The organism is Methylomonas sp. PHL2-19 (assembly GCF_059331595.1).
Genome location: NZ_CP196839.1, coordinates 1,112,540 through 1,134,941, shown reverse-complemented (window position 1 = coordinate 1,134,941; position 22,402 = coordinate 1,112,540). Strand labels below are relative to the sequence as shown.

Annotated in this window: 23 protein-coding genes; 6 read left to right on the top strand and 17 right to left on the bottom strand. The window is 50.9% G+C overall.

All coding sequences use genetic code 11. The features are described from left to right. Positions 1-135 precede the first annotated feature (135 nt). The 5 genes from ACR02O_RS05400 (at position 136) to ACR02O_RS05380 (ending at position 3,482) form a co-directional block, all read left to right on the top strand. Complete coding sequence (locus tag ACR02O_RS05400) at positions 136-1,101, top strand: ABC transporter substrate-binding protein (RefSeq protein ID WP_494522939.1); 966 nt, start codon at positions 136-138, stop codon at positions 1,099-1,101. 41 nt (positions 1,102-1,142) lie between these two features. Then, on the top strand, positions 1,143-1,862 hold the full coding sequence (locus ACR02O_RS05395; RefSeq protein WP_494522938.1) for an ABC transporter permease: 720 nt from the start codon (positions 1,143-1,145) through the stop codon (positions 1,860-1,862). Continuing rightward, positions 1,859-2,602 (top strand): ABC transporter ATP-binding protein, encoded by a 744-nt coding sequence (locus tag ACR02O_RS05390; protein ID WP_494523453.1) that lies wholly within the window; start codon positions 1,859-1,861, stop codon positions 2,600-2,602. The genes ACR02O_RS05395 and ACR02O_RS05390 overlap by 4 nt, the downstream gene beginning before the upstream one ends. Before the next feature lies 1 nt (position 2,603). After that, positions 2,604-3,164 (top strand): YigZ family protein, encoded by a 561-nt coding sequence (locus tag ACR02O_RS05385; RefSeq protein ID WP_415879204.1) that lies wholly within the window; start codon positions 2,604-2,606, stop codon positions 3,162-3,164. A 156-nt stretch (positions 3,165-3,320) separates the two neighbouring features. Further along, positions 3,321-3,482 carry a hypothetical protein gene (locus ACR02O_RS05380; protein WP_020483539.1) on the top strand — a complete coding sequence of 54 codons (162 nt, stop codon included), beginning with the start codon at positions 3,321-3,323 and terminating at the stop codon, positions 3,480-3,482. Between the two features lie 84 nt (positions 3,483-3,566). Here the strand turns inward: ACR02O_RS05380 and djlA are convergent, their stop codons facing one another. After that, positions 3,567-4,370 (bottom strand): co-chaperone DjlA, encoded by an 804-nt coding sequence (gene djlA, locus ACR02O_RS05375; RefSeq protein WP_494522937.1) that lies wholly within the window; start codon positions 4,368-4,370, stop codon positions 3,567-3,569. A gap of 69 nt (positions 4,371-4,439) precedes the next feature. Here djlA and ACR02O_RS05370 point away from each other — a divergent pair, with 69 nt between their 5' ends. After that, complete coding sequence (locus ACR02O_RS05370) at positions 4,440-5,336, top strand: phosphoribosylaminoimidazolesuccinocarboxamide synthase (RefSeq protein WP_494522936.1); 897 nt, start codon at positions 4,440-4,442, stop codon at positions 5,334-5,336. A 60-nt stretch (positions 5,337-5,396) separates the two neighbouring features. Here the strand turns inward: ACR02O_RS05370 and ACR02O_RS05365 are convergent, their stop codons facing one another. The 16 genes from ACR02O_RS05365 to ACR02O_RS05290 all read right to left on the bottom strand — a co-directional run bounded on the left by ACR02O_RS05365 (position 5,397) and on the right by ACR02O_RS05290 (position 22,261). Then, the gene (locus ACR02O_RS05365) at positions 5,397-6,641 is read right to left on the bottom strand and encodes a sialidase family protein (RefSeq protein WP_494522935.1); all 1,245 of its coding nucleotides are present in this window, start codon (positions 6,639-6,641) and stop codon (positions 5,397-5,399) included. Positions 6,642-6,776: 135 nt separating this feature from the next. Further along, on the bottom strand, positions 6,777-9,161 hold the full coding sequence (locus tag ACR02O_RS05360; protein ID WP_494522934.1) for a TonB-dependent receptor: 2,385 nt from the start codon (positions 9,159-9,161) through the stop codon (positions 6,777-6,779). Between the two features lie 415 nt (positions 9,162-9,576). After that, complete coding sequence (locus ACR02O_RS05355; protein WP_033157743.1) at positions 9,577-12,378, bottom strand: glycosyltransferase; 2,802 nt, start codon at positions 12,376-12,378, stop codon at positions 9,577-9,579. A 303-nt stretch (positions 12,379-12,681) separates the two neighbouring features. Then, complete coding sequence (locus ACR02O_RS05350) at positions 12,682-12,879, bottom strand: winged helix-turn-helix domain-containing protein (RefSeq protein WP_020483545.1); 198 nt, start codon at positions 12,877-12,879, stop codon at positions 12,682-12,684. A gap of 101 nt (positions 12,880-12,980) precedes the next feature. Next, a complete protein-coding gene (minE, locus tag ACR02O_RS05345; RefSeq protein WP_020483546.1) occupies positions 12,981-13,235 on the bottom strand; it encodes a cell division topological specificity factor MinE in 255 nt (84 codons plus the stop codon). Continuing rightward, positions 13,235-14,047 carry a septum site-determining protein MinD gene (minD, locus tag ACR02O_RS05340; RefSeq protein ID WP_033157742.1) on the bottom strand — a complete coding sequence of 271 codons (813 nt, stop codon included), beginning with the start codon at positions 14,045-14,047 and terminating at the stop codon, positions 13,235-13,237. Before minD ends, minE begins: the two co-directional genes overlap by 1 nt. Positions 14,048-14,068: 21 nt before the next feature. Further along, positions 14,069-14,809, bottom strand: coding sequence for a septum site-determining protein MinC (gene minC / locus ACR02O_RS05335; protein WP_101054456.1), 741 nt, complete (start codon positions 14,807-14,809; stop codon positions 14,069-14,071). A gap of 68 nt (positions 14,810-14,877) precedes the next feature. Further along, the gene (mgtE, locus tag ACR02O_RS05330; RefSeq protein WP_494522933.1) at positions 14,878-16,236 is read right to left on the bottom strand and encodes a magnesium transporter; all 1,359 of its coding nucleotides are present in this window, start codon (positions 16,234-16,236) and stop codon (positions 14,878-14,880) included. Between the two features lie 35 nt (positions 16,237-16,271). Next, positions 16,272-17,129 carry an RNase adapter RapZ gene (rapZ, locus tag ACR02O_RS05325; RefSeq protein ID WP_101054459.1) on the bottom strand — a complete coding sequence of 286 codons (858 nt, stop codon included), beginning with the start codon at positions 17,127-17,129 and terminating at the stop codon, positions 16,272-16,274. A 56-nt stretch (positions 17,130-17,185) separates the two neighbouring features. Then, positions 17,186-17,476, bottom strand: a complete 291-nt coding sequence (gene hpf / locus ACR02O_RS05320) for a ribosome hibernation-promoting factor, HPF/YfiA family (protein ID WP_020483551.1) — start codon at positions 17,474-17,476, stop codon at positions 17,186-17,188. 39 nt (positions 17,477-17,515) lie between these two features. Beyond that, positions 17,516-18,952: an RNA polymerase factor sigma-54 gene (locus ACR02O_RS05315; protein WP_020483552.1), complete on the bottom strand. Its 1,437-nt coding sequence runs from the start codon at positions 18,950-18,952 to the stop codon at positions 17,516-17,518. 13 nt (positions 18,953-18,965) lie between these two features. Then, complete coding sequence (gene lptB / locus ACR02O_RS05310; protein WP_033157737.1) at positions 18,966-19,691, bottom strand: LPS export ABC transporter ATP-binding protein; 726 nt, start codon at positions 19,689-19,691, stop codon at positions 18,966-18,968. Next, a complete protein-coding gene (gene lptA, locus ACR02O_RS05305; protein ID WP_033157736.1) occupies positions 19,691-20,191 on the bottom strand; it encodes a lipopolysaccharide transport periplasmic protein LptA in 501 nt (166 codons plus the stop codon). The genes lptB and lptA overlap by 1 nt, the downstream gene beginning before the upstream one ends. Beyond that, complete coding sequence (gene lptC / locus ACR02O_RS05300; protein ID WP_033157735.1) at positions 20,178-20,744, bottom strand: LPS export ABC transporter periplasmic protein LptC; 567 nt, start codon at positions 20,742-20,744, stop codon at positions 20,178-20,180. The genes lptA and lptC overlap by 14 nt, the downstream gene beginning before the upstream one ends. Further along, the gene (gene kdsC, locus ACR02O_RS05295; protein WP_051670155.1) at positions 20,741-21,274 is read right to left on the bottom strand and encodes a 3-deoxy-manno-octulosonate-8-phosphatase KdsC; all 534 of its coding nucleotides are present in this window, start codon (positions 21,272-21,274) and stop codon (positions 20,741-20,743) included. Before kdsC ends, lptC begins: the two co-directional genes overlap by 4 nt. A gap of 12 nt (positions 21,275-21,286) precedes the next feature. After that, the gene (locus ACR02O_RS05290; protein WP_494522932.1) at positions 21,287-22,261 is read right to left on the bottom strand and encodes a KpsF/GutQ family sugar-phosphate isomerase; all 975 of its coding nucleotides are present in this window, start codon (positions 22,259-22,261) and stop codon (positions 21,287-21,289) included. Between the last annotated feature and the right edge of the window lie 141 nt (positions 22,262-22,402).

The window sequence follows — 22,402 nt, the reverse complement described above, 5'->3', positions numbered from 1 at the left end:
GGAATATCGGTCAAACGGTATGCCCTTAAACCTTGGACAACGCATTCCGCTCCAAACAAATCCGACAAACATTCTCGTATTGGGGGCGGCTGCGTTAAAATCGTTACGTTAACCATCCGACTAGGGACTTTGCAGATGAATATAAAAACTTGCCTGTTTGCCATTGCTGCTTTATTGCCGCAATTTGCCAACGCCGATGAAAAACCCACTATCCGCATAGGCGCTATGGCCGCCGGCACCTTAAACTGGGAACTCGCGGCGATGCGCAACCAAGGACTACTAGACAATGCGGAATTCAACGTGGAAAACATCGCGGTTGCCAATCAGCAAGCCGGTAAGGTTGCGCTGCAAGCTGGCTCAGTCGATGTGATCGTCTCCGACTGGATCTGGACGTCCAGCATGCGCAGCACCGGCACCAATTTGAGTTTTTACCCGTTTTCCGATACCTCCGGCGTATTGCTGGTACCTGCCGATAGCCCGATCAAGTCGCTGGCCGATTTAAAAGGTAAAAAACTGGGCATAGCCGGTGGCGAGCTGGATAAGAACTGGCTGCTGTTACAAGCGCTGGGACAGCAACAGCATGTGGACCTGAATACCGGTGTGGAAAAAATCTACGGCGCGCCGCCATTACTGAGCCAGCAACTACTGGAAAAGCGCGTCGATGCCTTGCTGACCTTCTGGCAATTTGCCGCGCATCTCGAAGCGCAAGGCTACCGGGCGCTGTTGAGCGGCGAGGAGATCATCCGCCAACTCGGCATCAACGAAACAGTGCCCAGCATCGGCTATGTGTTCAAGCAGGACTGGGCCGATCAACATAAAGCAGCGTTCAAACAATTCTTGAGTCTCGGCAAACAAGCTCACGACACCTTGTGCAGTTCCGATGCGGAATGGCAGAAAATCCTGCCACTGACTGACGCGACCAGTCCGAAAGAACAACAAAAACTCCGGGAGCGTTACTGCCAAGGCCGCGTCGAACAATGGGGCGCCACTCAGCAAAGCGCCGCCGCAAAAATCTACGCCATGCTGCATCAACTCAGCAATAACAAGCTGACCGGCCAATCGGCGCAAATACAAGCGGGGACGTTCTGGTCGGCTGACTAATGTTGACGGGCACTTTTAAACTTAACCAGTCTGCCGTCACAATGCTATCGTTGTTAGCGCTGCTAGGCATCTGGCAGCTGGCGGCTGGCTTGGTCCACAGTCCAACATTACCCTATCCGCTCCAGGTCGCCCAGGTATTTTGGCAAGCAACTCAATCCGGCGAACTACCCTACCATTTAGGGGTTACGCTGCTGCGGCTGCTGGTCAGCTTCTCGATTGCGATGGTATTGGGCTGCGCCATAGGGGTGACGCTGGGTAACAACAAACTCCTGGATGCGTTCTTCGATCACTGGTTGGTGATCTTCCTGAACATTCCTGCGCTGGTCACCATCATCCTCTGCTACGTCTGGTTCGGATTGGCCGAATCGGCGGCGATTCTGGCCGTGGTTATCAATAAACTGCCGAATGTGATTGTCACCATCCGCGAAGGCACGCGGGCATTGGACAAGGATTTATTGGAAATGGCTGCAAGCTACCGTTTCGACCGCAGAAAAACCTTGGCGCATGTGATCTGGCCGCAATTGCATCCGTTCGTGATGGCGGCCACGCGCTCCGGTCTGGCGCTGATCTGGAAAATCATTTTAGTGGTGGAACTGCTAGGCCGCAGCAACGGGATGGGCTATCAACTGCATCTGTTTTTTCAATTGTTCGATGTCGCCAGCCTGCTGGCTTATACCTTTGCCTTTGTCGCGGTCATCCAACTGATCGAATGGCTGTTGCTGCGGCCGCTGGACCGCAAGGCCTTACGGTGGCGGCGGTGAACGATATTACCATCAGCATCCAGGATAAAACTTATCGCTCTGGGCATGCCGACGACCGCCAACACCAAGCGATTGCCGACTTACAACTCGGCGTGGGCCGCAACGAATTCGTCTGCCTGCTCGGCCCATCCGGCTGCGGTAAAACCACGTTGTTGAATATGATTGCCGGACTAGATAGTCACTATCAGGGCCAAATTCAAATAGGCCGCCAAGCTACAACTGCCAGAATTGGTTATGTGTTTCAGAATCCCAGATTACTGCCCTGGTATACCGTCCGGCAGAATATCGAAGTGGTATTCGAGGAAACGCCGCCCGCCGCCTTGATCGATTCGTTATTGGCAGACATGCAACTGAGCGACGTGCAGCAGGTTTATCCGGAACGTTTGTCGCTGGGCATGCAGCGGCGAGTCGCCATCATCCGCGCCTTTGCCATCAACCCCGACATTTTGCTGATGGACGAACCCTTCGTCTCGCTGGATGCACCCAGCGCCCGGCAGGTACGCAATTTATTGTATTCATTGTGGCAACAACGGCCGCATACGGTACTGTTCGTCAGCCACGACCTGCGCGAGGCGATTGCGCTGGCAGACCGCCTGATTTTTCTGTCGCCGCCGCCGATGCGGATTGTCAGCGATATTCCGGTACACATTCCGCGCGAATTGCGTAACGACGAAGCGCAAATCGAAGCATTCCGCGAGCACTTGCTGAACCGGCACCCGGCTATCAACGGACTTTTGTAAGGTGCAAATCGTCGTCAAGACTTGTGAAGTAGAGGAGATCATCAAGAAATCTCGCTTCATCGGCATCATCAGCCCTTGCCAGACCGAGCGTGAAGCCTTGTTGTTATTAAAGGATTTGCATCAACGCTTCCCCGACGCCAGCCATATAGTTTACGCCTACCGTATCCAGTCGCCGGACGGTCTGATTTGCCGCTTTCACGATGCCGGCGAACCCAGCGGCACCGCCGGCAAGCCGATCTTTCAGCATCTGGAAGGCAAGCAACTGATCAATCTCGTCGTAGCGGTGATTCGCTATTTTGGTGGGGTGAAGCTGGGCGCGGGCGGCTTGACCCGCGCCTACGGCAATGTCGCCAAGCAAGTCATAGAAGCTGCCGACATTGTCGAATACATTGAATTCGCCGAGCTGACATTGAATCTGGATTACCACCGACTACAAGCGCTGGAATACCAGTTAAAAAAACTGGACGGCAGCATTATCGGTCAGGATTTTTCCGATTCGGTCAGGTTAACCGTCAAACTCCCCAAGAGCAATCTACCCGCGCTCAACGCCTTCCTGGATTAAACAAGCTTATAACAAGCCTAGATGACAGCTTTATTTCAATATTGTTTCCCAAAAAGAAACAAGAAATCCACTATTGCCGGTATTGTAAATAAAAAAATAAAGCTTATATTAAAGTCGTCTTCATTGGTATCGACTGTATTCAGTCTAGGAGCAAAAATGAACAAATCGAACAATCTGTATAAAGACGTACTCACCGGCCTGTTTTTCACCACCGGCGTGTTTGGCTTCATGTCTGGCGAGTTCATCATCTCCACCATGCTATTCGGCGCTGCAACCATCGCCAGCAATCTGGATTTTAGCGACTCGTTTCGCGCTTAAGTTTTGTTGTACCTCCCTCGTTGTTAAGCAGTTAATCTGTTTATTTCAAGCCCGTCAGCCGCCTCCGTGGCTGGCGGGCTCTTTTTAAAATCCTCTTGCTTCACGTATCGTTTCGTAGGCTTTCCTGATTTGCTGAGTCTTTTGCTTGGCCATCTGCATCATTTCCTCAGGTAAACCTTTGGCCACCAACTTGTCCGGATGGTGCTGACTCATCAGGCGCCGATAGGCTTTTTTCACTTCAGCATCGTCCGCCGTCGCGGAGATGCCTAACACCGCATAAGCATCTTCCAGTTTTGACGAGCTGGATTTGGCCGCGTGAAACTGCTCGCCCGACTGCTGAAAACGATGTTGCGCCTGTACTTGGCCTTTGATGATCTGATATTCGAAACGAGACAAGCCCAGTTGCGCGCAAATATCCAACAACAGCTTTTCTTCCTTGGCATCGTAAACGCCGTCGGCAAACGCCGCTTGAATCTGGATTTCCACGAACATCCGCACCAGATTAGTCCGGCGATGACATTCCACGCGAAATTGCCGCAGTACTTCCGCCAATGGAAAATCGGTCTGCTTGCCTTGCTGAAACAGTTGAATCGCGGCTTCGCGCAGCTCGGCACTGAGTTCCATATTATCCATCACCCGCTTCGCCAGTCCGATTTCCTCGTTGGAAACCCGGCCATCGGCCTTGGCGACATGGCCCATCACCGCGAACGTCGCGGTGAAAAACGCCATTTGCACCCGCTGCTGGTCGCCGGGATTAAATGACTCGCCGGCCATCCCGTCCATGCCGGCATCGAACTGATGCCCTACCGATGCGCCGAAAATCGCGCCCAGCGGGCCGCCCAACATAAATCCAAACGCTCCACCCACCAACTTCCCAAGCCAACTCATGCGTTTCCTACCCTCAACAGGTTTAATGATAAAATTACAGCCACTTTCCACTGACTCCACACACGTATTATGAATGCCCCCGCCGCACTTTACGAATCTTCCCTGCCGCATTTGAAATTGCTCGGCCGCGGCAAAGTCCGCGACATGTACGAAATCGACGCTAAACATCTGCTGATCGTCACCTCCGACCGGATGTCAGCGTTCGACGTGATCATGCCCGATCCGATTCCCGGCAAAGGCCGCGTGTTGACTACAGTGAGTAATTTTTGGTTCGAAAAAATGCGGGATATTATTCCCAATCATTTAAGCGACGAATTGACGCTGGCGGACGTGATTCCCGATTCCGATTTAAGGGCGCAAGTGGAAGGCCGGGCCATCATCGTCAAACGCCTGAAACCGCTGCCGGTGGAAGCTATCGTGCGCGGCTACCTGATTGGCTCGGGTTGGAAGGATTATCAAAACAGCGGCTCGGTGTGCGGTATCGAATTGCCGGCCGGCTTGCAACAGGCGCAACAATTGCCGCAGCCGATTTACACGCCGTCCAGCAAGGCCGAAATGGGCACCCATGACGAAAACATCAGCTTCGCCGATACGGTAGGGTTAATGGGAGAGGAACTGGCCGGCAAAGTGCGCGACGCCAGCTTGCGGCTCTACACAACCGCGGCTGATTACGCTCGCGAGCGCGGCATCATTATCGCCGACACCAAATTCGAATTTGGCCTGGATGAAGACGGCACCCTGTACTTGATCGACGAAGCCTTGACCCCCGATTCCTCGCGCTTTTGGCCGGTCGAGCAATATCAAGTCGGCATCAGCCCGCCTAGCTTCGACAAACAATATCTACGCGATTACCTGGAAACCTTGGATTGGAACAAGACCGCGCCTGGTCCGAAATTGCCGGAAGAAGTTAGCAGAAAATGCGCGGAAAAATATCGGGAAGCCGAGTTGAAACTGATCGGAAATTGAAGAGCCGTTCAGCCAAAGCCATACCGCGCGACTAGCGGGATGGCTTTGGATCACTAAAACCTAAATCGGCTTGAATTGATAACCCTGCGCGGTTTGCCAGGATAGAAAAACACTCTCACCATCGCTCAACAGAAAAGCATCGTCCGCGCTTTCCGCCGTTTTACCGACGACTTCGGGTTGCGACCAACTCAGTCCGCCATCATTAGACTTAATCAACTGCAACAGATTATGGCTGCCGTCGAATTCCGACCAAACCACCACTACCTGCTCGCCCTTGGCAAACACGTTGGGATGTTTGGCGCCTTGATTGCCGAAATGGTAGGCCGGCGAATAACTTAGGCCCCCATCCTTGGAGTGACCGTAAAACAAGCCTTGTTTATCAGCGGCTCCGCTGAACCATACCGAATGGTAAACGCCATTGTCGGCAATTGATAAGGCCGGGCCATGATGCGGACATGCATCGATTTTCCAGTTTTCTTGGCTGACGCGCTGCACCGCTCCAGGGGTGTGCCAATCCTTAAATTTAACCAGCGCATGATCGCGGATATTGCCTTCATAAACATGCCGCCACAGCACCACCGGCAAATTGTCTGCATCTATTTCCACACCCAAACGGCAGCATTCACAGCTATGCGGTGCAACGGTTTTGTTGGGATAGAAGCTTTTACCGCCATTGTCCGACCAGGCGTAATACACGGCAGTACCTGCAAACTCTTGCTTAGCGGCCTTGGCTTTTTCCTTGTCGCGCGCATCCAACCAAGCCACAAAAATCTCGCCATTCTTCCCCACCGCCAACGCATCGAAACGGTGACCGATCACGTCCAGATTGTCATTGACCGTCACCGGCTTGGAAAAACTCTTGCCGCCGTCCGTCGAGCGACTGAAGCGAATGTTGCCAGTATGGCGTTTTTCCAAATTTTGGGTCCAGGTCAGGTAAACATTGCCTTGCGCATCGAGTTTGATTTTTGGCCGGTATTCACCGCGCGCAGCGATAGCTTCCGGCTCGGCGTTTACCGCAACTGGTGCGGAAAAGCTCCGACCTTTATCGGTAGACGATTGCACATAGATATGATCGCGAACCACCCAAGCCAACCACAGCACGCCGCTATTGTCGAAAGTCGCGGTGACCGTCTCGGAACATCCAATTGCCGGACTGGTTTGCAGATCAGCGCACAATGCTTTTTGGTCGGTATGCTGTTCAAGCTTAGCTGCCTCAGCGCCTTGCTTACTTGTGATCGGCTCGTTGGCACATGCAGTCAAAATCAACGAGGCAACCATTGCCAAAGGAAGTTGAAATTTCATCATCGTCTTTTAGTAAGTGTCCGGAAAGTTACGAACATTTTTACCCGTTTGACCGGGAAAAATTAAACTGTGTCATTTAACGCACAACCAGGATTAGATGAGCTCTGCCTATCCTGGTTGAATACATTTAATAACCGCTTAATAGTTAAATTTCAATTCTGCGATATAGGTGCGCTGCGGAAACACATGGAACAGCCAATATTTTTCGTTGGTAATATTGTCGATACCCGCTGAAAGCGTCAGTTGCTTGGTCAGTTGATATTTGGCACGGGTATCCACAACGAAAAACGCGCTGCCGGTGCCGGTATAAGTATCCGGATTGACGTCGCTGTTATCGATTTGCCCATATTGTTGACTGCTATAGCGTCCACTGATAGAGGACGTAAAATCTTTAGTCACATGATATGTGGCCGTGGCACTAGCCCGCCACTCCGGTACTCTGGGCTGATACTTGCCGACAGACGCAGGCAGAGCTACATTTTTATCGATGCGCGAATTCGCCCAGGTCACGTTACCCGACAAATCCAGGCCATCGATAACGACATTACTGTGCTCGCCGGAAAACTCCCAACCGTAGGTGCTGATCTGGTCGATGTTCTGCGCATACGATAATGTCGAGTTAGTGACAGGACTGAAAGTCGTTTGACTGTAGATGGCATCGTAGACTTTTTCGTGGAATAAGCTCAAACGCAACGAACCTTCGCTCAGAAAATATTGCGCGGAAAGCTCGGAAGACAATGCCTCTTCAGGCTTTAGCGTTGGATTGGGATTCACAATATTTGAGGTGCCGCTGACGGTGATATTGGTACCCTGGAACAGTTCCGTCACCGTTGGAAAACGGTAAGCCTGAGCAATAGAGCTGGTAAATTTCCAGCTATCAGTCGGCTTCCAGGCCAGCGAGGCTTTTGGCGAAAATCTTAAATCGCTACGGTTAGACTGATTGATCGTTCTGCCGTTTGAACCGGTGTTAGTGCCATCGAAGGCGTTCCAGTTCTCCAAACGTCCGCCCAAGGTCAACGTCCAATCCGGATCAAATGTCCATGCGTCTTGAATCCAGACCGCGTTGGTTTCGGTCTTGCCTTGCGAATTGGTATTTAAGCGGACTGGTGCACCGTAGATCCAATTGGAGGTTACATATTGTTGGTTGTTTAATTCGTAAAGATCATGATGAAACCCAAAGCTGACATGATGCGGTCCCCATGCGGAATCCGGACGCCATATACCTTTAGCATCCACAGTATGCCAACCGGTGTCGTTTAGGCTGGTAAGAGTTCCCGCACCGCCTGCTGCGGCGAGATTGGGCGCAACCGTGGGCGCGCGTTGCTCATCCTGACCATAATTGATCACACTGCCGGTCAGTTCCCAATCGAAAATACCGCCGGTGTTCGATTTTAGCGCCATACCGTGCGACCAATGCATCTGTTGGTAATCGTTCTCGGCAAAAAATGAACCCAGATTGTAATTTCGCCCGTTCATATTGATTAAGCCGCTATTAACCGGCGCTCCGGTAGTGGCGCTACGCAAGTAGCTATTGAAGCCCCCGCTTTCGTCGTTTTGCCACAGACCCAATGTATACGAAGCTTTCAGCGTCGGCGTAATATCGTAAGCCAGCTTCCACTTAAAATTATCCTGAACGGTATGCCTGATATTGCCTTCGCCTATGGCAAAGATTCTTTGGGAGCCACTTCTATCGACATCACCGACGGCGCCTGAAATACCGTTAGTATTCGGGCAGGCATTCGCACCAGTCGCGGGGCAGGGAGTAGGCAAGTACGTGAATGATATAGGCTGACTGTGCGCATCCAAATGACTGACGTCAAAGCGCCAGGAAAAGTCGCCGTGTCGGCTACCCAGATTGGCCGTGTACTGCTGGGAGTCGTAGACATCGGTATGGCCGTAAACATCGTATTCTTGCCAAGTAGACTGCACGCCGCCGCCGGCCTCGAATTTCTCAGGCATCCGCGTCGTAATATCAACGACACCGCCTATCGAGTTACCGCCGTAGGCTGCGGAAAACGGTCCGTACATCACATCAACCCGCTCAATTTCTGACGGTGAGACCATATTCCAGCGCGGCGAACCGGTCATGCCGTTGTTATTGCCCAGCAACGACGATAGCAAAATGCCGTCCGCATAAATCAAGCTGCGCGCACTGGAACCGGTCCCGGAAGTGCGCATAGCCACGGGCATTTCCTTGTCGCCGATATAACGTTTGCGCACCAGAATATTAGGCAAATACTTGATCGCATCCTCGGTGTTCATCACGTTGATGGTATCTTCCATCTTCTCGCGGGTAACGCTTTCTGTCACAGCAGGCAATTTGTATTTTTCGGTAGCCGTTTGCGTAGCGGCTTTTCCGCTTTCGGCAGTAACCGTCATTTCCGGCAATATTGCGGTTTGATTGCTACCAGTTTTGTTGTCTGTCTTGCCATCTTCGGTCGCCGAGACTCCCGGCAACACAGTGAGCAGCATCGCCCCCATTAAATAGGGCTTGGCGCTAAGTTTGATTTTTGCGTGTTTCATAGGTTTAAAAATTGCGAAGGTATGCGATTTGTTCTTGCTAAGGACTAATTGTCGGCAAAAGCGCTATTTAAAACACCAACGGTTTCTGGTGATCTCACACACTTTAAAACAGCCATTTGTAGATATAAGCAATTTATAACCCTAAATACAATTGTGCTTTTTTATCAATCAATTAATACAACGCATCATCAAATACGCCACCACAACCACCCATTTATGCGGCAAATGACTCACTAGAAATAAGTCATATAACACAGTTTATTTTATTCGCCGCCATATCCATTGTTTTGATGCTGACACTCAAAACAGCGACAACAGCTCAGGTAGCAACTGGAACCGGTCCTCGCCCGCTAAACAAAAAACCCTTGCCAGCTTTTCAGCCGACAAGGGTTTTCAGAGACCAAGCAAGCGGTATTTATTCGTCCGCGTCTAACTCATCGGCGGAGAGTTTTTTGCCTGGAAAATAATTAGGCGCAACGCTGATCAGAATCGTCAGCAGCGTGGCGACGTAAGGTACGGATTGCACCGCCAATACTGCCATCCACAACCTGCCGCTCAAGTTATCGAAATGCTCGATAGAGCGCATCGCCAGGATGCCGGCAAGCAACAAGGTTAGCAATAACAACTCCTGCCAAATGATCAACAACCCCGCCACCAACGGCCCTTGCTGCTCGTATTTTGGCGTGCGCATGAAGGGCTTGCCGGAGGTAAACAAACCTTGCAAGGTACCCCGTGCCACGGTATGGGTCAGCGATAACCCGGCCAGTGCCGCACCCAATGCATGCAACATTGAACAAGCCACCCGCGCCTTGTACAACCACAAACCGCGCAAGATTTTGAATGCAAACAGGCCTATGGTCGGCAAAAGGAAGGCGTTTACCGGCAGCTCACTGTGAATAGGATCCGACACGATCAGCGCGGTCAATATCAAGCTGGTACCGGTAAATAGCAGCGCCAACGCATCGGAAAACCAAGGCAGCCAACCCGCCACAAAGTAATAGCGCTGTGCCGAAGTAAGCGAAGATTTTTTGTTGGGCAAAAAATGCCGCCAATGCTTTTTGATGATCTGCATCGCGCCGTATACCCAGCGGAAACGCTGCGTCATATAGCCGGAGAAGGTATCCGGCATCAGGCCGCGACCAAAAGACTCCTTGCAGTACACCGAGTCGTAACCCGCTTCATACAAACGCAAGCCCAATTCGCTATCCTCGCAGATACACCATTCGCCCCACGGACCGACTTTGTCGAACGCCGACTTGCGGACCATGGTCATCGTGCCATGCTGAATGATGGCGTTGAATTCGTTACGCTGCACCATGCCGATATTAAAGAAGCCTGCATACTCCCAGTAGCAAATATCCTTGAACGTGCTTTGCCCAGAATCGCGATAATCCTGCGGCGACTGCACAAAGCCGACATTTTCCTGGTCGAAATACGGCACCATCGCTTTCAGCCAATCGGGGTTCAGAATGTAGTCGCTGTCGATGACCGCGATGATTTCGGCATCTTCAGCGGTATTGGTCAATGCGTAGTTGATCGCACCGGCCTTGTAACCGGGCCAATTATCCAAATGGAAGAAGCGGAATTTCGGGCCAAGGCGGTCGCAATCGTCACGCACCGGTTGCCAAACTGTCGGATCCTTGGTGTTGTTATCCATCACCAATACTTCGTAGTTCGGATAGTCGACCTTGGCCAGCGCATTCAGGGTCTTGCGCACCATTTCCGGTGGCTCGTTGTGGATCGGCAAGTGGATCGAAACCTTCGGATAACGGAAACCGGCCGGCGGCGTCAGCGGCTGGAAGGTACGGCGACCCTTGCGATGCCAGATGACTTCGGAAATCTCCAGGCTCTCGGTCAGCAACACCAAGATGGCCATGGCCTGCATCATCAGCAAAATCGCCCAGAACACAACCGAAAAACTAGTTTGGTATTGCGCGGCGGCAATCGATGCCGACCAAAACAATACCGACGCCGCCAAGTTGGCGACGATACCGAAGAAAAATTTACCCGGCAGCTTCAAGCTCTTACGGGTAAACAAGAAGGCCGCCATCAAGATAATACTGAGTACTGCAGCGCCACTAGCCCAGTTACGCCAGGTTGGATTGGCCAGTACGTCACCTTCCATCGGGAACTTAGGCTGACGATCAGCATTGAATAAGCCCCAGTAAGCACCGGCCGTACCTTCCAGCTTGATCTTCCACGGCTGGTCAAACGCTTCGACCACATAGTAAATAATGTTTTCGGCAGTCGCGCGATTCAGGAACTCACGCAAAAACTTGGCTTGATTCGCCAACGAAGCAGTGGCGGCTTTTTGCGGAGGACCGTCGGATGGCCAACCCACCTCGGTAATCACGATGGTTTTGTTGGGGTACAACTGCTGCAATTCGTAATAACGCTTGAACACATATTCGACTGCGTTATCGCCTTCCGCACCTTTGGGTAAATCGACCGGCACACCTTCCCAATAGGGCAGAATGTGCACAGCTATGTAATCGACTTCCGCCGCCAAGGCCGGGTTTGCTACCCATATATCCCAGGTTTCAGCTGTACTAACCGGTTTCCAGGTGCGTTTTTTTACTTCGCGAACGTACTCAATCAGTTCGTTGGCTTTGCCGGCCACTTCCGCCTTAACATCCGCCTCGATTTTCAGCTGCAAATCTTGTTCGCTCATCGAACCGGAAAATTCTTGACGGACTTTCTGTGCGATAGGTCCACTAACCTTGTTTCTATACCGTAACAACGATTCGTTACCCACCAGCGTGCGAACAATGGTTTTTGGATATTGATTGGTTAGGTTGATTAGGCTTTCGACTTCGCGCTGATTTTTATCCAGCCGTTTCTGCGTGTTCTCTAACTTTTTTTGCGGATCGTCCTCGGCGCTATCGTCATCAACCAAATCCACCCAACAGCCCATCGCCAGATTGATCGCATTCTTGGCTGTCAACTCAGGCACAACCTCCATACCCTCCAGCGCGGTGTAGGTTCTTATCGAATGGGCTTTACCGGACAATAACTCCAGATCGGATTGAATTTGTTCTCTGGTGGGAAATACGCCGTCGGCAGGATTGAAATCGCGCCCCTTGGGGTTAAAGGTCACCCCCATCATGGTATCGCTCCAGGATGGCAGTTTTAACGGATTATTGACGTAAGACCAGATACCCAGGTTGATGACAACCAGTAGCACCAAGGTGAAAAATGTGGCAATTTTGGCTTTCATTTCGACAGAAAGACTCCGCAATAGAGGGTTATTAGAATCAGTATTTTTTAATTTTCACGGCATTACGCAGCCATTCCGTCGGCAAATTTAAATGCGCTTGCTACGGTATCTGATTTCGACAGAGCGACTGGCGCGTGTCTAAGCGGGCCACGCATTCCTGTCAGGTAACAGATTTACCAACAAAACACAGCGGCATTTAGGAACCCGCCCAAGGGCAAACCCCGGCGACGCTCAAACCGGCAAAGAGCCGGTATTGAATGTCGCCACGCTTAGCTCAACCTTAAGCAGGTTGCGGGAAAACTTTTATTTCAATGAAAGGGTTTCTACGCGGCCTTTCATTTCAATATTCAGTTTGTCTTCTTTAGCCAGCCAACCGATCGCTCGCTGGACGTCGTTCTTACCCAAGCCGGTTTCGGTCGTGACTTTATTAACGCTAGCTTCGCCATGCGTATGCAAGTATTGCCAGACTGCTCCAGCTGCTTCGCCAATTGTATCCACCATTTCAACTCCTCATCATTTAAACAACAAAAAAAATCGGGGGGTTTTAGTCATGCTATCCAGCCTTACGCAACACAAGCCGCGGCAAAAGCTAGTCAACACAACTAACGCTCATCAGGCAGCACAATATTAAGTTCCAGGGTTTCCTGGTTTCCATCCTGTTCAAAATTAACGGTAATGGCATCCTGCCCGACATTGACATATTTACGGATCACCGCCAGCAATTCTTGCTGCAACTCGGGCAAATAGGACGGTTGATTTCTGGATGCACGCTCATGGGCGACCAGAATTTGCAATCTCTCCTTGGCCAGCGATGCCGTATTGGTTTTCGAGGATCTGAAATAATCTAAGAGACTCATCACTTGCTCCCGAATAGCTTACTGAATAAGCCTTTTTTCTCTTCCTCGATAAAACGATGTGGTTTGGTTTCGCCCAAATAACGCGCCACGATGTCTGCATAAGCCTGCCCTGCATCGCTTTGCTCGTCGAGAATGACCGGTGTGCCTGAGTTTGACGCATTCAACACAGATTTGGACTCCGGGATAACGCCCAACAAATGTAGCGACAAAATTTCCTGTACATCGTCAACGCTGAGCATCTCGCCCAATTTCACCCTATCCGGCGAATAACGCGACAACAACAAATACTCCTTGATCGGCTCTTCGCCATTCTCGGCGCGGCGCGATTTGCTGGACAAGATACCCAGCATACGATCCGAATCCCTAACGGAGGAGACTTCCGGGTTGGTTACCACAAATGCATCATCAGCAAAGTACATGGCAAGTGTAGCACCGCGCTCTATTCCTGCCGGCGAGTCGCAAACGATGTATTTAAAGTCTTTGGACAACTCTTCCAGAATTTTGCCGACACCTTCCGTTGTTAAAGCATCTTTATCACGGGTTTGCGATGCCGGCAATATAAATAACTGGTCGCAACGCTTGTCCTTGATCAGGGCCTGATTTAGGGTGGCTTCGTTGTTGATCACATTGACCAAATCATAAACCACGCGACGCTCGCATCCCATGATCAAGTCGAGATTACGCAGCCCCACATCGAAATCGATCACAGCGGTTTTATGTCCGCGCTTCGCTAAGCCCATCGCGATAGCGGCGCTGGTTGTGGTCTTGCCCACACCACCTTTTCCCGATGTTACTACGATAATTCTGGCCAATGTTGTTCCTCCAAGAAAAGCTTAAATATCTTTGATAATCAGCGTCTGGTTATCCAGACTGATCTGTACGGGCTTGTGTGCTGGATACTTGCTCAAATCGTCGCTGAGCTGGTAAATGCCGGCTATCGAAATCAGTTCGGCTTGCAAATCCGAACAAAAAATACGGCTATTGACATTACCCAGCACGCCGGCAAGCGCTCGTCCGCGCAGGGATCCGTATATATGAATATTACCTTCCGCCATGATTTCCGCGCCGGCACTAACGGTTGCGGTGACGATCAAATCGCCTTTGGCATAAACCCGCTGGCCCGAGCGTATCGGCTGTGTCACCAACTTATTTTCAATTGACTGATTAGCTTGCTTTTGCTCTTCCGCAGCCGGTGTCGGCAAGGTTTTTGCCGGTGCTTTATTGACTAAGGGCACATTGCTGCCGTGCAGGGAATGCTGGGGCAAATTCATAGCCAAGGCGTCGCCGTTCTGATGTTCGTTACCGCCGCGCACCCCTATCGGCATGAAGCCGTGCTGACGGACGATAGTGACTATTTCGGTGAAATCAATTGGCAGATTTTGCGCGTTAAGTTTTTGCAGATCGATCAGCAAGGGCGAGTTTTTAAAAAACTCGGGAGCTTGAACCACTTTTTCCTTGAGCTGCTGATCGATCAGAGAGATGTCGTTACTGGCTAGCAGCAACACCGGCACGGTCAGTGACGTGCTTTTAAACTCCAAAGCTATTTTTTGCGAAGTAGGTGCGCCGGTTGACATCGAGTTTGGAAAATCCGCTACTGAATGCCCGAAATACTATCATTTTCCGTGACAAAAAGCACAGTTCCTTACAGTAAAAACAAGGTTGCTAAGCCCAAAAAGGCCATGAATCCAACCACATCGGTAACTGTGGTCAGCAACACACCGCCAGCCAGCGCAGGGTCTACACCGATCTTATCCAACAACACCGGAATCGCCACGCCGGACAAAGCCGCGCACACTAAATTGATCATCATCGCCACGCCGAGCAACATACCGATATGCGGATTGTGGAACCACAGCCCAGCCACTACCGCCACCACAGCAGCCCAAACCAAGCCGTTTAGCAGGCCGACCGAGACCTCTTTAAACAATAAACTCACGGCGTTACCGGTGGTGACTTGTCGCAAGGCCAAGCCCCTGACAACCAGTGTCAAAGTCTGACTGCCGGCTATACCCCCCATAGACGCTACAATCGGCATCAATACCGCCAATGCGACGATCTGTTGAATAGTAGCCTCAAACAAATCGATGACTGAAGCCGCCAAGAATGCGGTAAGCAAATTCACGCCCAACCAAAGCGCACGACGCTTGGCACTACTAAATACCGGCGCAAACATATCCTGCTCTTCGCTCAAGCCGGCCATGCTCATTAAGGAGTGATTGGCTTCTTCGCGAATCAAACCCACGACATCGTCGATAGTGACGCGCCCCAAAACCTTACCGTCATTCGCTAACACAGGCGCGGACAACAATTTTCGGCGCTCAAACAAACCAGCCACATCCCGACTAGGCATACCGTAGGGAATACCTGAGCTACGGGTATCCATAATCGACTCAACTTTGGTATGCGGGTCGTGGGTCAACAATTGATTAATCGGCAACAAGCCCTGAAACTGCTCTTTGCGATCCACCACGATTAGACTGTCTGTTGCAGTCGGCATATTACCGCGCAAGCGCAAATATCGCGTCACCACGTCCAGCGTTACATCGGCGCGAATGGTTAACACATCGTCAGACATCAAGCCGCCGGCGGTATGCTCGTCATAGCTAAGCGCCTTTTCGATGCGATTGCGGTTATGTACACCGATAGATTCCATCACTTGCGACAGCAAAGGCTCAGGCAATACATGCAGCAGATCGACCATACCGTCATGGCCCATGGATTCAGTCGCGGCAATCAAATCTTTCCTGTCGGTAATTTTCAGCAAGCTGCTACCCACTTCGACATTTATCTCGACCAGAATTTCGCCGATCACGCTGGGCGGAATCAACGCCCACAGCTTGGCTCGCAGTTCCGGCTCCAATGACTCGAGAATATGCGCCGCTTCCGCCGGGTATAAGGAACGCACTAGGCTCCTAATCTCGATCAGAGAGTCTTTTGTCAGCACTTCGATGGCGCGATCTAAAAGATGCTCGGTATTTTCAAGCTTTGCTGCTGATGTCATGGGTAAAAACCAAGAAATTGGGCTAGGGAATTGCGTTAACGCAATTCCCTATGCCTGACGATAACGTTAGGAGTAATAGTTTGAAAGTGCTTACTCAAAGCCTCGACCAGATAAACCGAACGATGTTGCCCGCCGGTACAGCCGATCGCTATGGTTAAATAACTGCGATTATCCGATTCGAAGCGCGGCGCCCAGCGACCGATGAAATAACCTATATCATGCAGAAACTCTTTGACGATCACTTCATTCTGCAAAAAATCGATGACCTCGGCGTGTTTACCGGTCAATCCTCGCAGTTCCGGCGCCCAATAGGGATTGGGCAAACTGCGGGCATCGAACACGAAGTCGGCATCCAACGGGATACCGTATTTAAAACCGAAAGACTGAAACAAAATCGACAAAGAACTTTTGCCTTTTTCGCCCAAACGGTTTTTCAGCAAATCCCGTAACTGATGATAGTGGGTGAAACTGGTATCTATAAGTATATCGGCACGAGCTGCCAGGGGTCGCAGCATTTCCCGTTCGATTTCCAAAGCCTCGCGCAGCGGCCTACTTTCGGTGGTCAACGGATGGCGGCGGCGCGTTTCACTGTAGCGCTTCAGAATGATGTTCTCATCCGCTTCCATGAAAACCAGTTCGCAATCAATACCTTTACTGCGAATAAAAGTCAGGCTATCCGGGAAATCGGCTAACTTCTGGTTACGGTTTCTGGCATCGATACCGATAGCGGTTTTACTATAGGTCGCCGGGTCTTTCAGCATGACATGATCGACAAAATCCTCAAGCAAGGTCATGGGAAGATTGTCGATACAGTAATAGCCGCAATCTTCCAAAGTATCCAACGCGATACTTTTACCCGATCCCGATAAGCCGCTGACGATGACTAGTTTCATATGCAAAACGATACAGAGCGAAAATCGCGTTCACCCTGTACCGCGCAAGCCCATAATTAACGATGGTTTTGATTTTTTTCTTTATGTTTGACGATTTGTCTGTCGAGTTTATCGACCATGTTGTCGATAGCCGCGTACATATCTTCTTGTACATCTTCGGCATACAGTTTGGCGCCGCTGATTTGCACAGCTGCTTCGGCTTTTTGCTCAAGCTTCTCAACGGTCAAAATGACGTGAACATCAACGACATTGTCGAAATGACGTTTGATTTTGCTAATTTTTTCATCCACGTAGGCTTTTAATGCTTCGGTGACTTCTACGTGATGACCTGTGATACTGACTTGCATGGAATACTCCTGTTTTTAAAAATTATTCTTCCAGATTGATCAAATGTGCCTTTTCCGCTGGCTGGTTGAAGGAATGGACATCGCTTCCCGATATTTGGCAATGGTGCGGCGCGCGACATTAATGCCCTTCTCATTCAATAAGTCCGATATTTTACTATCGCTCAATGGCTTGGCCGGGTTTTCACTGCCGACCAACTCTTTTATCAGCGCCCGAATCGCGGTCGCCGAACACTCTCCCCCGCCATCGGTACTGACATGGCTGGAGAAAAAATATTTAAACTCGATCACACCGTGCGGGGTGTGCATGTATTTTTGCGTGGTGACCCGAGAGATCGTCGATTCGTGCAATTCCAATTCCTCGGCAATATCGCGCAACACCATCGGCTTCATCGCAATCGCGCCGTGCTCGAAAAAATCGCCTTGTTTTTCGACAATGCTTCTCGCCACACGCAACAAGGTGTCGTTACGACTATGCAGGCTTTTAATAAACCAACGCGCTTCCTGCAGATGGTTTTTCATGCTGACATTGTCATGGCTATTGTCGGCACGTTTGATCATCCCGGAATAAAAAGGATTGACGCGCAATTTGGGCGCTATCTCCGGGTTTAGATTAACCTGCCACTGCCCATTCACTTTGGCAACGAACACATCCGGCACCACATATTCGACGTCCGAATCCTGCAAGCGTGCGCCAGGTTTGGGGTCCAGGGTTCGAATCAGCGCCAGCACGCCTTTCATCACGTCCTCAGTCAAGCCAACCCGTTTCATCAACCGGGCTTGGTCGCAACTGGCCAACAAATCCAAATGCCTATGCACGAACTCCAAAGCTTCCGACCGATAAGGCGTCGTAACCGGCAATTGCTGTAGCTGTAAGCCCAGACAATCGGCCAAATCCAGCGCAGCCACACCGACGGGGTCAAAGTTTTGCACCATATGCAGCACAGCCAAAACCTCATCCATTTCCAAGCCTTCCAGTTGATCCTGCAAGCCCTGAAAAATATCAGTCAATTCGCTAGTCACATAACCATCGTCATTGACGGCGTCGATGATAGCCGTGGCAATTGCATAATCGCGGTCCGAGATCGGAATCAGTTCCAACTGCCAGACCAGATGATCGCGTAAAGACTCTGACTTACCGCGAAAGGCCTCAAACTCCGGACTATCGCCCTCATCGCCGCCGCTGGGCAACGAACTTTCGTAAACGTCGTCCCAACTGACATCGACCGGTAACTCATCCGGCATATCCGTTTGCGAGCCCTCGCTGGTCTGCTGATCGGTGTTTTCCAGCTTTTTGTCCCTGAACTCGAGATTCGGCAGCTCCTCTTCATCGATCTCCAACATCATGTTGGATTCCAGGGCTTGCTGGATTTCCTGTTGTAAATCCAAAGTCGACATTTGCAACAGCTTGATGGCCTGCTGCAATTGCGGCGTCATGGTCAGACTCTGACCGATACGGAGTTGTAGAGATTGCTTCATGACTATTCGAATTTCATAAACTAAATTTCTCGCCCAGATACACTCTACGCACCTCTTCGTTATCCACCAACTGGCGCGACTGGCCTTCGGCGATAACCTTCCCATTGTTCAAAATATAAGCGCGATCGCAAATCTCCAAAGTCTCCCGCACTTTGTGCTCGGTAATCAAAATCCCGATACCGCGATGCTTCAAGTGCGCAATGATTTTTTGCAACTCCAGCACCGAAATAGGATCGACGCCGGCAAACGGTTCGTCGAGCAGAATAAATTGCGGCTCACTGGCCAAAGCTCGCGCAATTTCCACCCTGCGCCGTTCGCCACCTGACAAACCAAGCGCCACCTGATTACGTAAGTGGTTGATATTAAACTCTGTCAATAACTCATCGATCAACAACTCGATTTGCCCATCGGTCAAATCGGCCCGAATCTGCAATACCGCGCGTAAATTATCGGCCACACTCAATTTACGAAAGACCGAAGCCTCTTGCGCTAGATAACCGATTCCCAAGCGCGCGCGCCGGTGCATCGGATGATGCGTGATGCGCTGCTCGTCAAAAAAAATCTCGCCGCTATCGGCTTTGACCAAGCCCACCATCATGTAAAAGCTGGTGGTTTTCCCGGCTCCGTTCGGGCCCAACAAACCTACGACTTCCCCGGTGTCCACCCTCAGGCTGACCCCATCGACCACATTTCGATTGTTGTAGCGTTTAAACAGCTGTTCCGCAACCAATCGCGCCATTATTGCGCCTGCTTAGGCTTGGGTTTAATCACCGAGTGCACGCGCTTGCCGTCGGATTGCGCTTCACCCGCCTTCAGCAAGGAGTTCTTGGTATCGTACTCGATATACTCACTGGATTGTTTAGCATCGCCCTGCCAGACCGAGGCATTTTTCATAAATTTCAGCAAATTCTGGTCGGGGTAAAATTCGTTGATCAAGCCCTCCCCGTGCATTTCTTCCTTGCCCACCGCCGGCAACTGCTTGAATCGCGACGGTTTACCGGTAGCAATCAATTTGATAATCGCACCATCTTTCAGATAAACCACCAATTTATCGCCATCGATTCTGATCGTTCCCTGCGTAGCGACCACATTGCCGGTATAGGTGCTGATTTGCGCCTTTTCGTCGTAAACCGCATTATCCGAGTCGATATAGATGGGTTGTTCGGAATCCGACTCCAGACCAAACGCCATCCGCGCCGAGAATATCAGGCCTACACCGACCATTTTACTTAATTTCATAGCGACCTTTCACTTTGGACAACAATTTCAGGTGAATCGGACTAACAAAAGTCGCTTCCATTCCTACTCCCGCCGTTTTGTTGGGTGGGCTGATGATCTCCGTCCACGCCTGTGTCTCCGCATAATGGCTGGCGAGTTTTACTCGCAGATCCGATGTATTGATGGTCAGCGCCGAATTGGTTTTCGAGGCCTCCCGATTGATATAAGCACTACCGTTAAGTTGCAAATTATCGCCGTCCGCAGCCATCACGCCGCTGTCGGCCTTGATTAGCCAAGGCATCTGGTTGGGGTTATACAAAGTCATTACCGGCTTTTCCAGATGCGTACTGCCGTCGGCTTTAAAGTGCTGCATTTTTTCCGCGGCCAATTCGCTTTTCGGCACACCGTCGATATTCATTTCCTTTTTGAAATAACCCAAGCTAAAAAAATCCGGGCTATTTTCGACAATTTTCATTTCGGCGTCACGCTGTTCATTCAGCTGAACCAGCCACCATGACAACAATGCTGCCAAGCCGACATAAATAAAAATCTGTAGATTTTTCAGTACGGTCATAAATAGGTTTGCAGCACGCTGTCAAAGTTACCTTGGACTTGCATGATTAAATCGCATACTTCCCGAACCGCGCCTAAACCACCAGCCGTCTGTGTTTGCCAATGAGCATAATTCTTTAGCACGAAATTGGCATCTTGCACTGCCACCGCAAAACCCACTTGACGCATCACCGGCAAATCCAGAATGTCATCGCCGATATACGCCACTTGTTCCGGCGTTAGGACCAGACGCTGCAAAATTTCCGCGAACGCAGCCCGCTTGTTCTCGTGACCTTGGTAGACAAGCTCAACTCCAAGACTCTGCATACGCAGCGCGACCGAATTGGATTTGCGCCCGGAAATCACCGCTACTTCCACTCCGGTCTGACGCAACAATTTAATGCCATGCCCGTCGCGCGCGTGAAAACATTTGTATTCTTTGCCGTTATCGTCGAAAAATAAACGGCCGTCGGTCAGCACGCCATCCACATCCAGAATCAACAGCTTTAGCCGCTTAACAGCACTCAGTAATTGGGGGCTTAAATCGAACATCACTCGTCACTCTCAGACTATGCCTGCCCGCAGCAAATCGTGCATATTCAACGCGCCCAACAATTTTTGTTGGCTGTCGACGACCAGCAGGGCATTGATTTTTTTACTTTCCATGATTTGCATGGCTTCCGCCGCCAACATATCCACATCGATCACTTTACAAGGCCCCGTCATGACTTCGGCGATACGTGTCGCATGCACATCCAGATTTTTTTCCAACATGCGCCGCAAATCACCGTCGGTAAATATCCCGACAACCCGGCCTTCGCCATCGACCACTGCGGTCATGCCCAGCTTCTTGCCGGTCATTTCCAACAAGGCATCGCTCACTAAAACGCTATCCGTCACCACCGGCACTTCACTGCCGCGGTGCATAATGTCGTTAACCTGTAACAACAAGCGTTTGCCCAAGCTACCGCCTGGATGCGACAAAGCGAAGTCGTCGCGGGTAAAACCCTTGGTTTCCAATAGCGACACGGCTAACGCATCGCCCATGACCAATGCCGCCGTAGTGCTGGCAGTCGGCGCCAAACCCAACGGGCAAGCCTCATGCTCGACAGCTACATTGATGTGCACACTAGCAAACCTGGCCAAGGCCGATTCGGGATTACCCGTCAACGCAATCAACGGCACGCCGAGTCGCTTAATAATAGGCAATATCGTCAGGATTTCTTCGGTTTCGCCGGAATTGGACAATGCCAGCACCACGTCCTGCCGGGTAATCATGCCAAGATCACCGTGACTGGCTTCTCCGGGGTGCACAAAGAAAGCCGGGGTGCCGGTGCTAGCTAGCGTCGCGGCAATTTTACCGGCAATATGCCCGGACTTACCCATGCCGGTGACAACCACACGGCCTTTGCAAGCCAGCAGCAACCGGCAGGCGCTGACAAATTGTTCATCGATGCGTGCAGCCAAGCCGGCAACCGCCTGCATTTCGGTCTGAATCACCGCCAACGCCAACGCCTGTATGTCTTGATCACAACCCACGGAAATTAACTCCACGCACCCAAACAAAAAGGAACCATTATTGCATGTTATTAACCGACTTTTCACCCCAAGTCATTGACTTATTCTCGGCCAGTCATAGAAAATAGCCTGTTCCCAATCCAAAAACTCTTTTGATTCCGG

Bases quoted from the DNA above. Each gene is read 5' to 3' on its own strand.
- ACR02O_RS05400 (WP_494522939.1), top strand. From the start codon at position 136: ATGAATATAAAAACTTGCCTGTTTGCCATTGCTGCTTTATTGCCGCAA.
- ACR02O_RS05395 (WP_494522938.1), top strand. From the start codon at position 1,143: ATGCTATCGTTGTTAGCGCTGCTAGGCATCTGGCAGCTGGCGGCTGGC.
- ACR02O_RS05380 (WP_020483539.1), top strand. From the start codon at position 3,321: ATGAACAAATCGAACAATCTGTATAAAGACGTACTCACCGGCCTGTTT.
- djlA (WP_494522937.1), bottom strand. From the start codon at position 4,370: ATGAGTTGGCTTGGGAAGTTGGTGGGTGGAGCGTTTGGATTTATGTTG.
- ACR02O_RS05370 (WP_494522936.1), top strand. From the start codon at position 4,440: ATGAATGCCCCCGCCGCACTTTACGAATCTTCCCTGCCGCATTTGAAA.
- ACR02O_RS05365 (WP_494522935.1), bottom strand. From the start codon at position 6,641: ATGATGAAATTTCAACTTCCTTTGGCAATGGTTGCCTCGTTGATTTTG.
- ACR02O_RS05360 (WP_494522934.1), bottom strand. From the start codon at position 9,161: ATGAAACACGCAAAAATCAAACTTAGCGCCAAGCCCTATTTAATGGGG.
- ACR02O_RS05355 (WP_033157743.1), bottom strand. From the start codon at position 12,378: ATGAAAGCCAAAATTGCCACATTTTTCACCTTGGTGCTACTGGTTGTC.
- ACR02O_RS05350 (WP_020483545.1), bottom strand. From the start codon at position 12,879: ATGGTGGATACAATTGGCGAAGCAGCTGGAGCAGTCTGGCAATACTTG.
- minE (WP_020483546.1), bottom strand. From the start codon at position 13,235: ATGAGTCTCTTAGATTATTTCAGATCCTCGAAAACCAATACGGCATCG.
- minC (WP_101054456.1), bottom strand. From the start codon at position 14,809: ATGTCAACCGGCGCACCTACTTCGCAAAAAATAGCTTTGGAGTTTAAA.
- mgtE (WP_494522933.1), bottom strand. From the start codon at position 16,236: ATGACATCAGCAGCAAAGCTTGAAAATACCGAGCATCTTTTAGATCGC.
- rapZ (WP_101054459.1), bottom strand. From the start codon at position 17,129: ATGAAACTAGTCATCGTCAGCGGCTTATCGGGATCGGGTAAAAGTATC.
- hpf (WP_020483551.1), bottom strand. From the start codon at position 17,476: ATGCAAGTCAGTATCACAGGTCATCACGTAGAAGTCACCGAAGCATTA.
- ACR02O_RS05315 (WP_020483552.1), bottom strand. From the start codon at position 18,952: ATGAAGCAATCTCTACAACTCCGTATCGGTCAGAGTCTGACCATGACG.
- lptB (WP_033157737.1), bottom strand. From the start codon at position 19,691: ATGGCGCGATTGGTTGCGGAACAGCTGTTTAAACGCTACAACAATCGA.
- lptA (WP_033157736.1), bottom strand. From the start codon at position 20,191: ATGAAATTAAGTAAAATGGTCGGTGTAGGCCTGATATTCTCGGCGCGG.
- lptC (WP_033157735.1), bottom strand. From the start codon at position 20,744: ATGACCGTACTGAAAAATCTACAGATTTTTATTTATGTCGGCTTGGCA.
- kdsC (WP_051670155.1), bottom strand. From the start codon at position 21,274: ATGTTCGATTTAAGCCCCCAATTACTGAGTGCTGTTAAGCGGCTAAAG.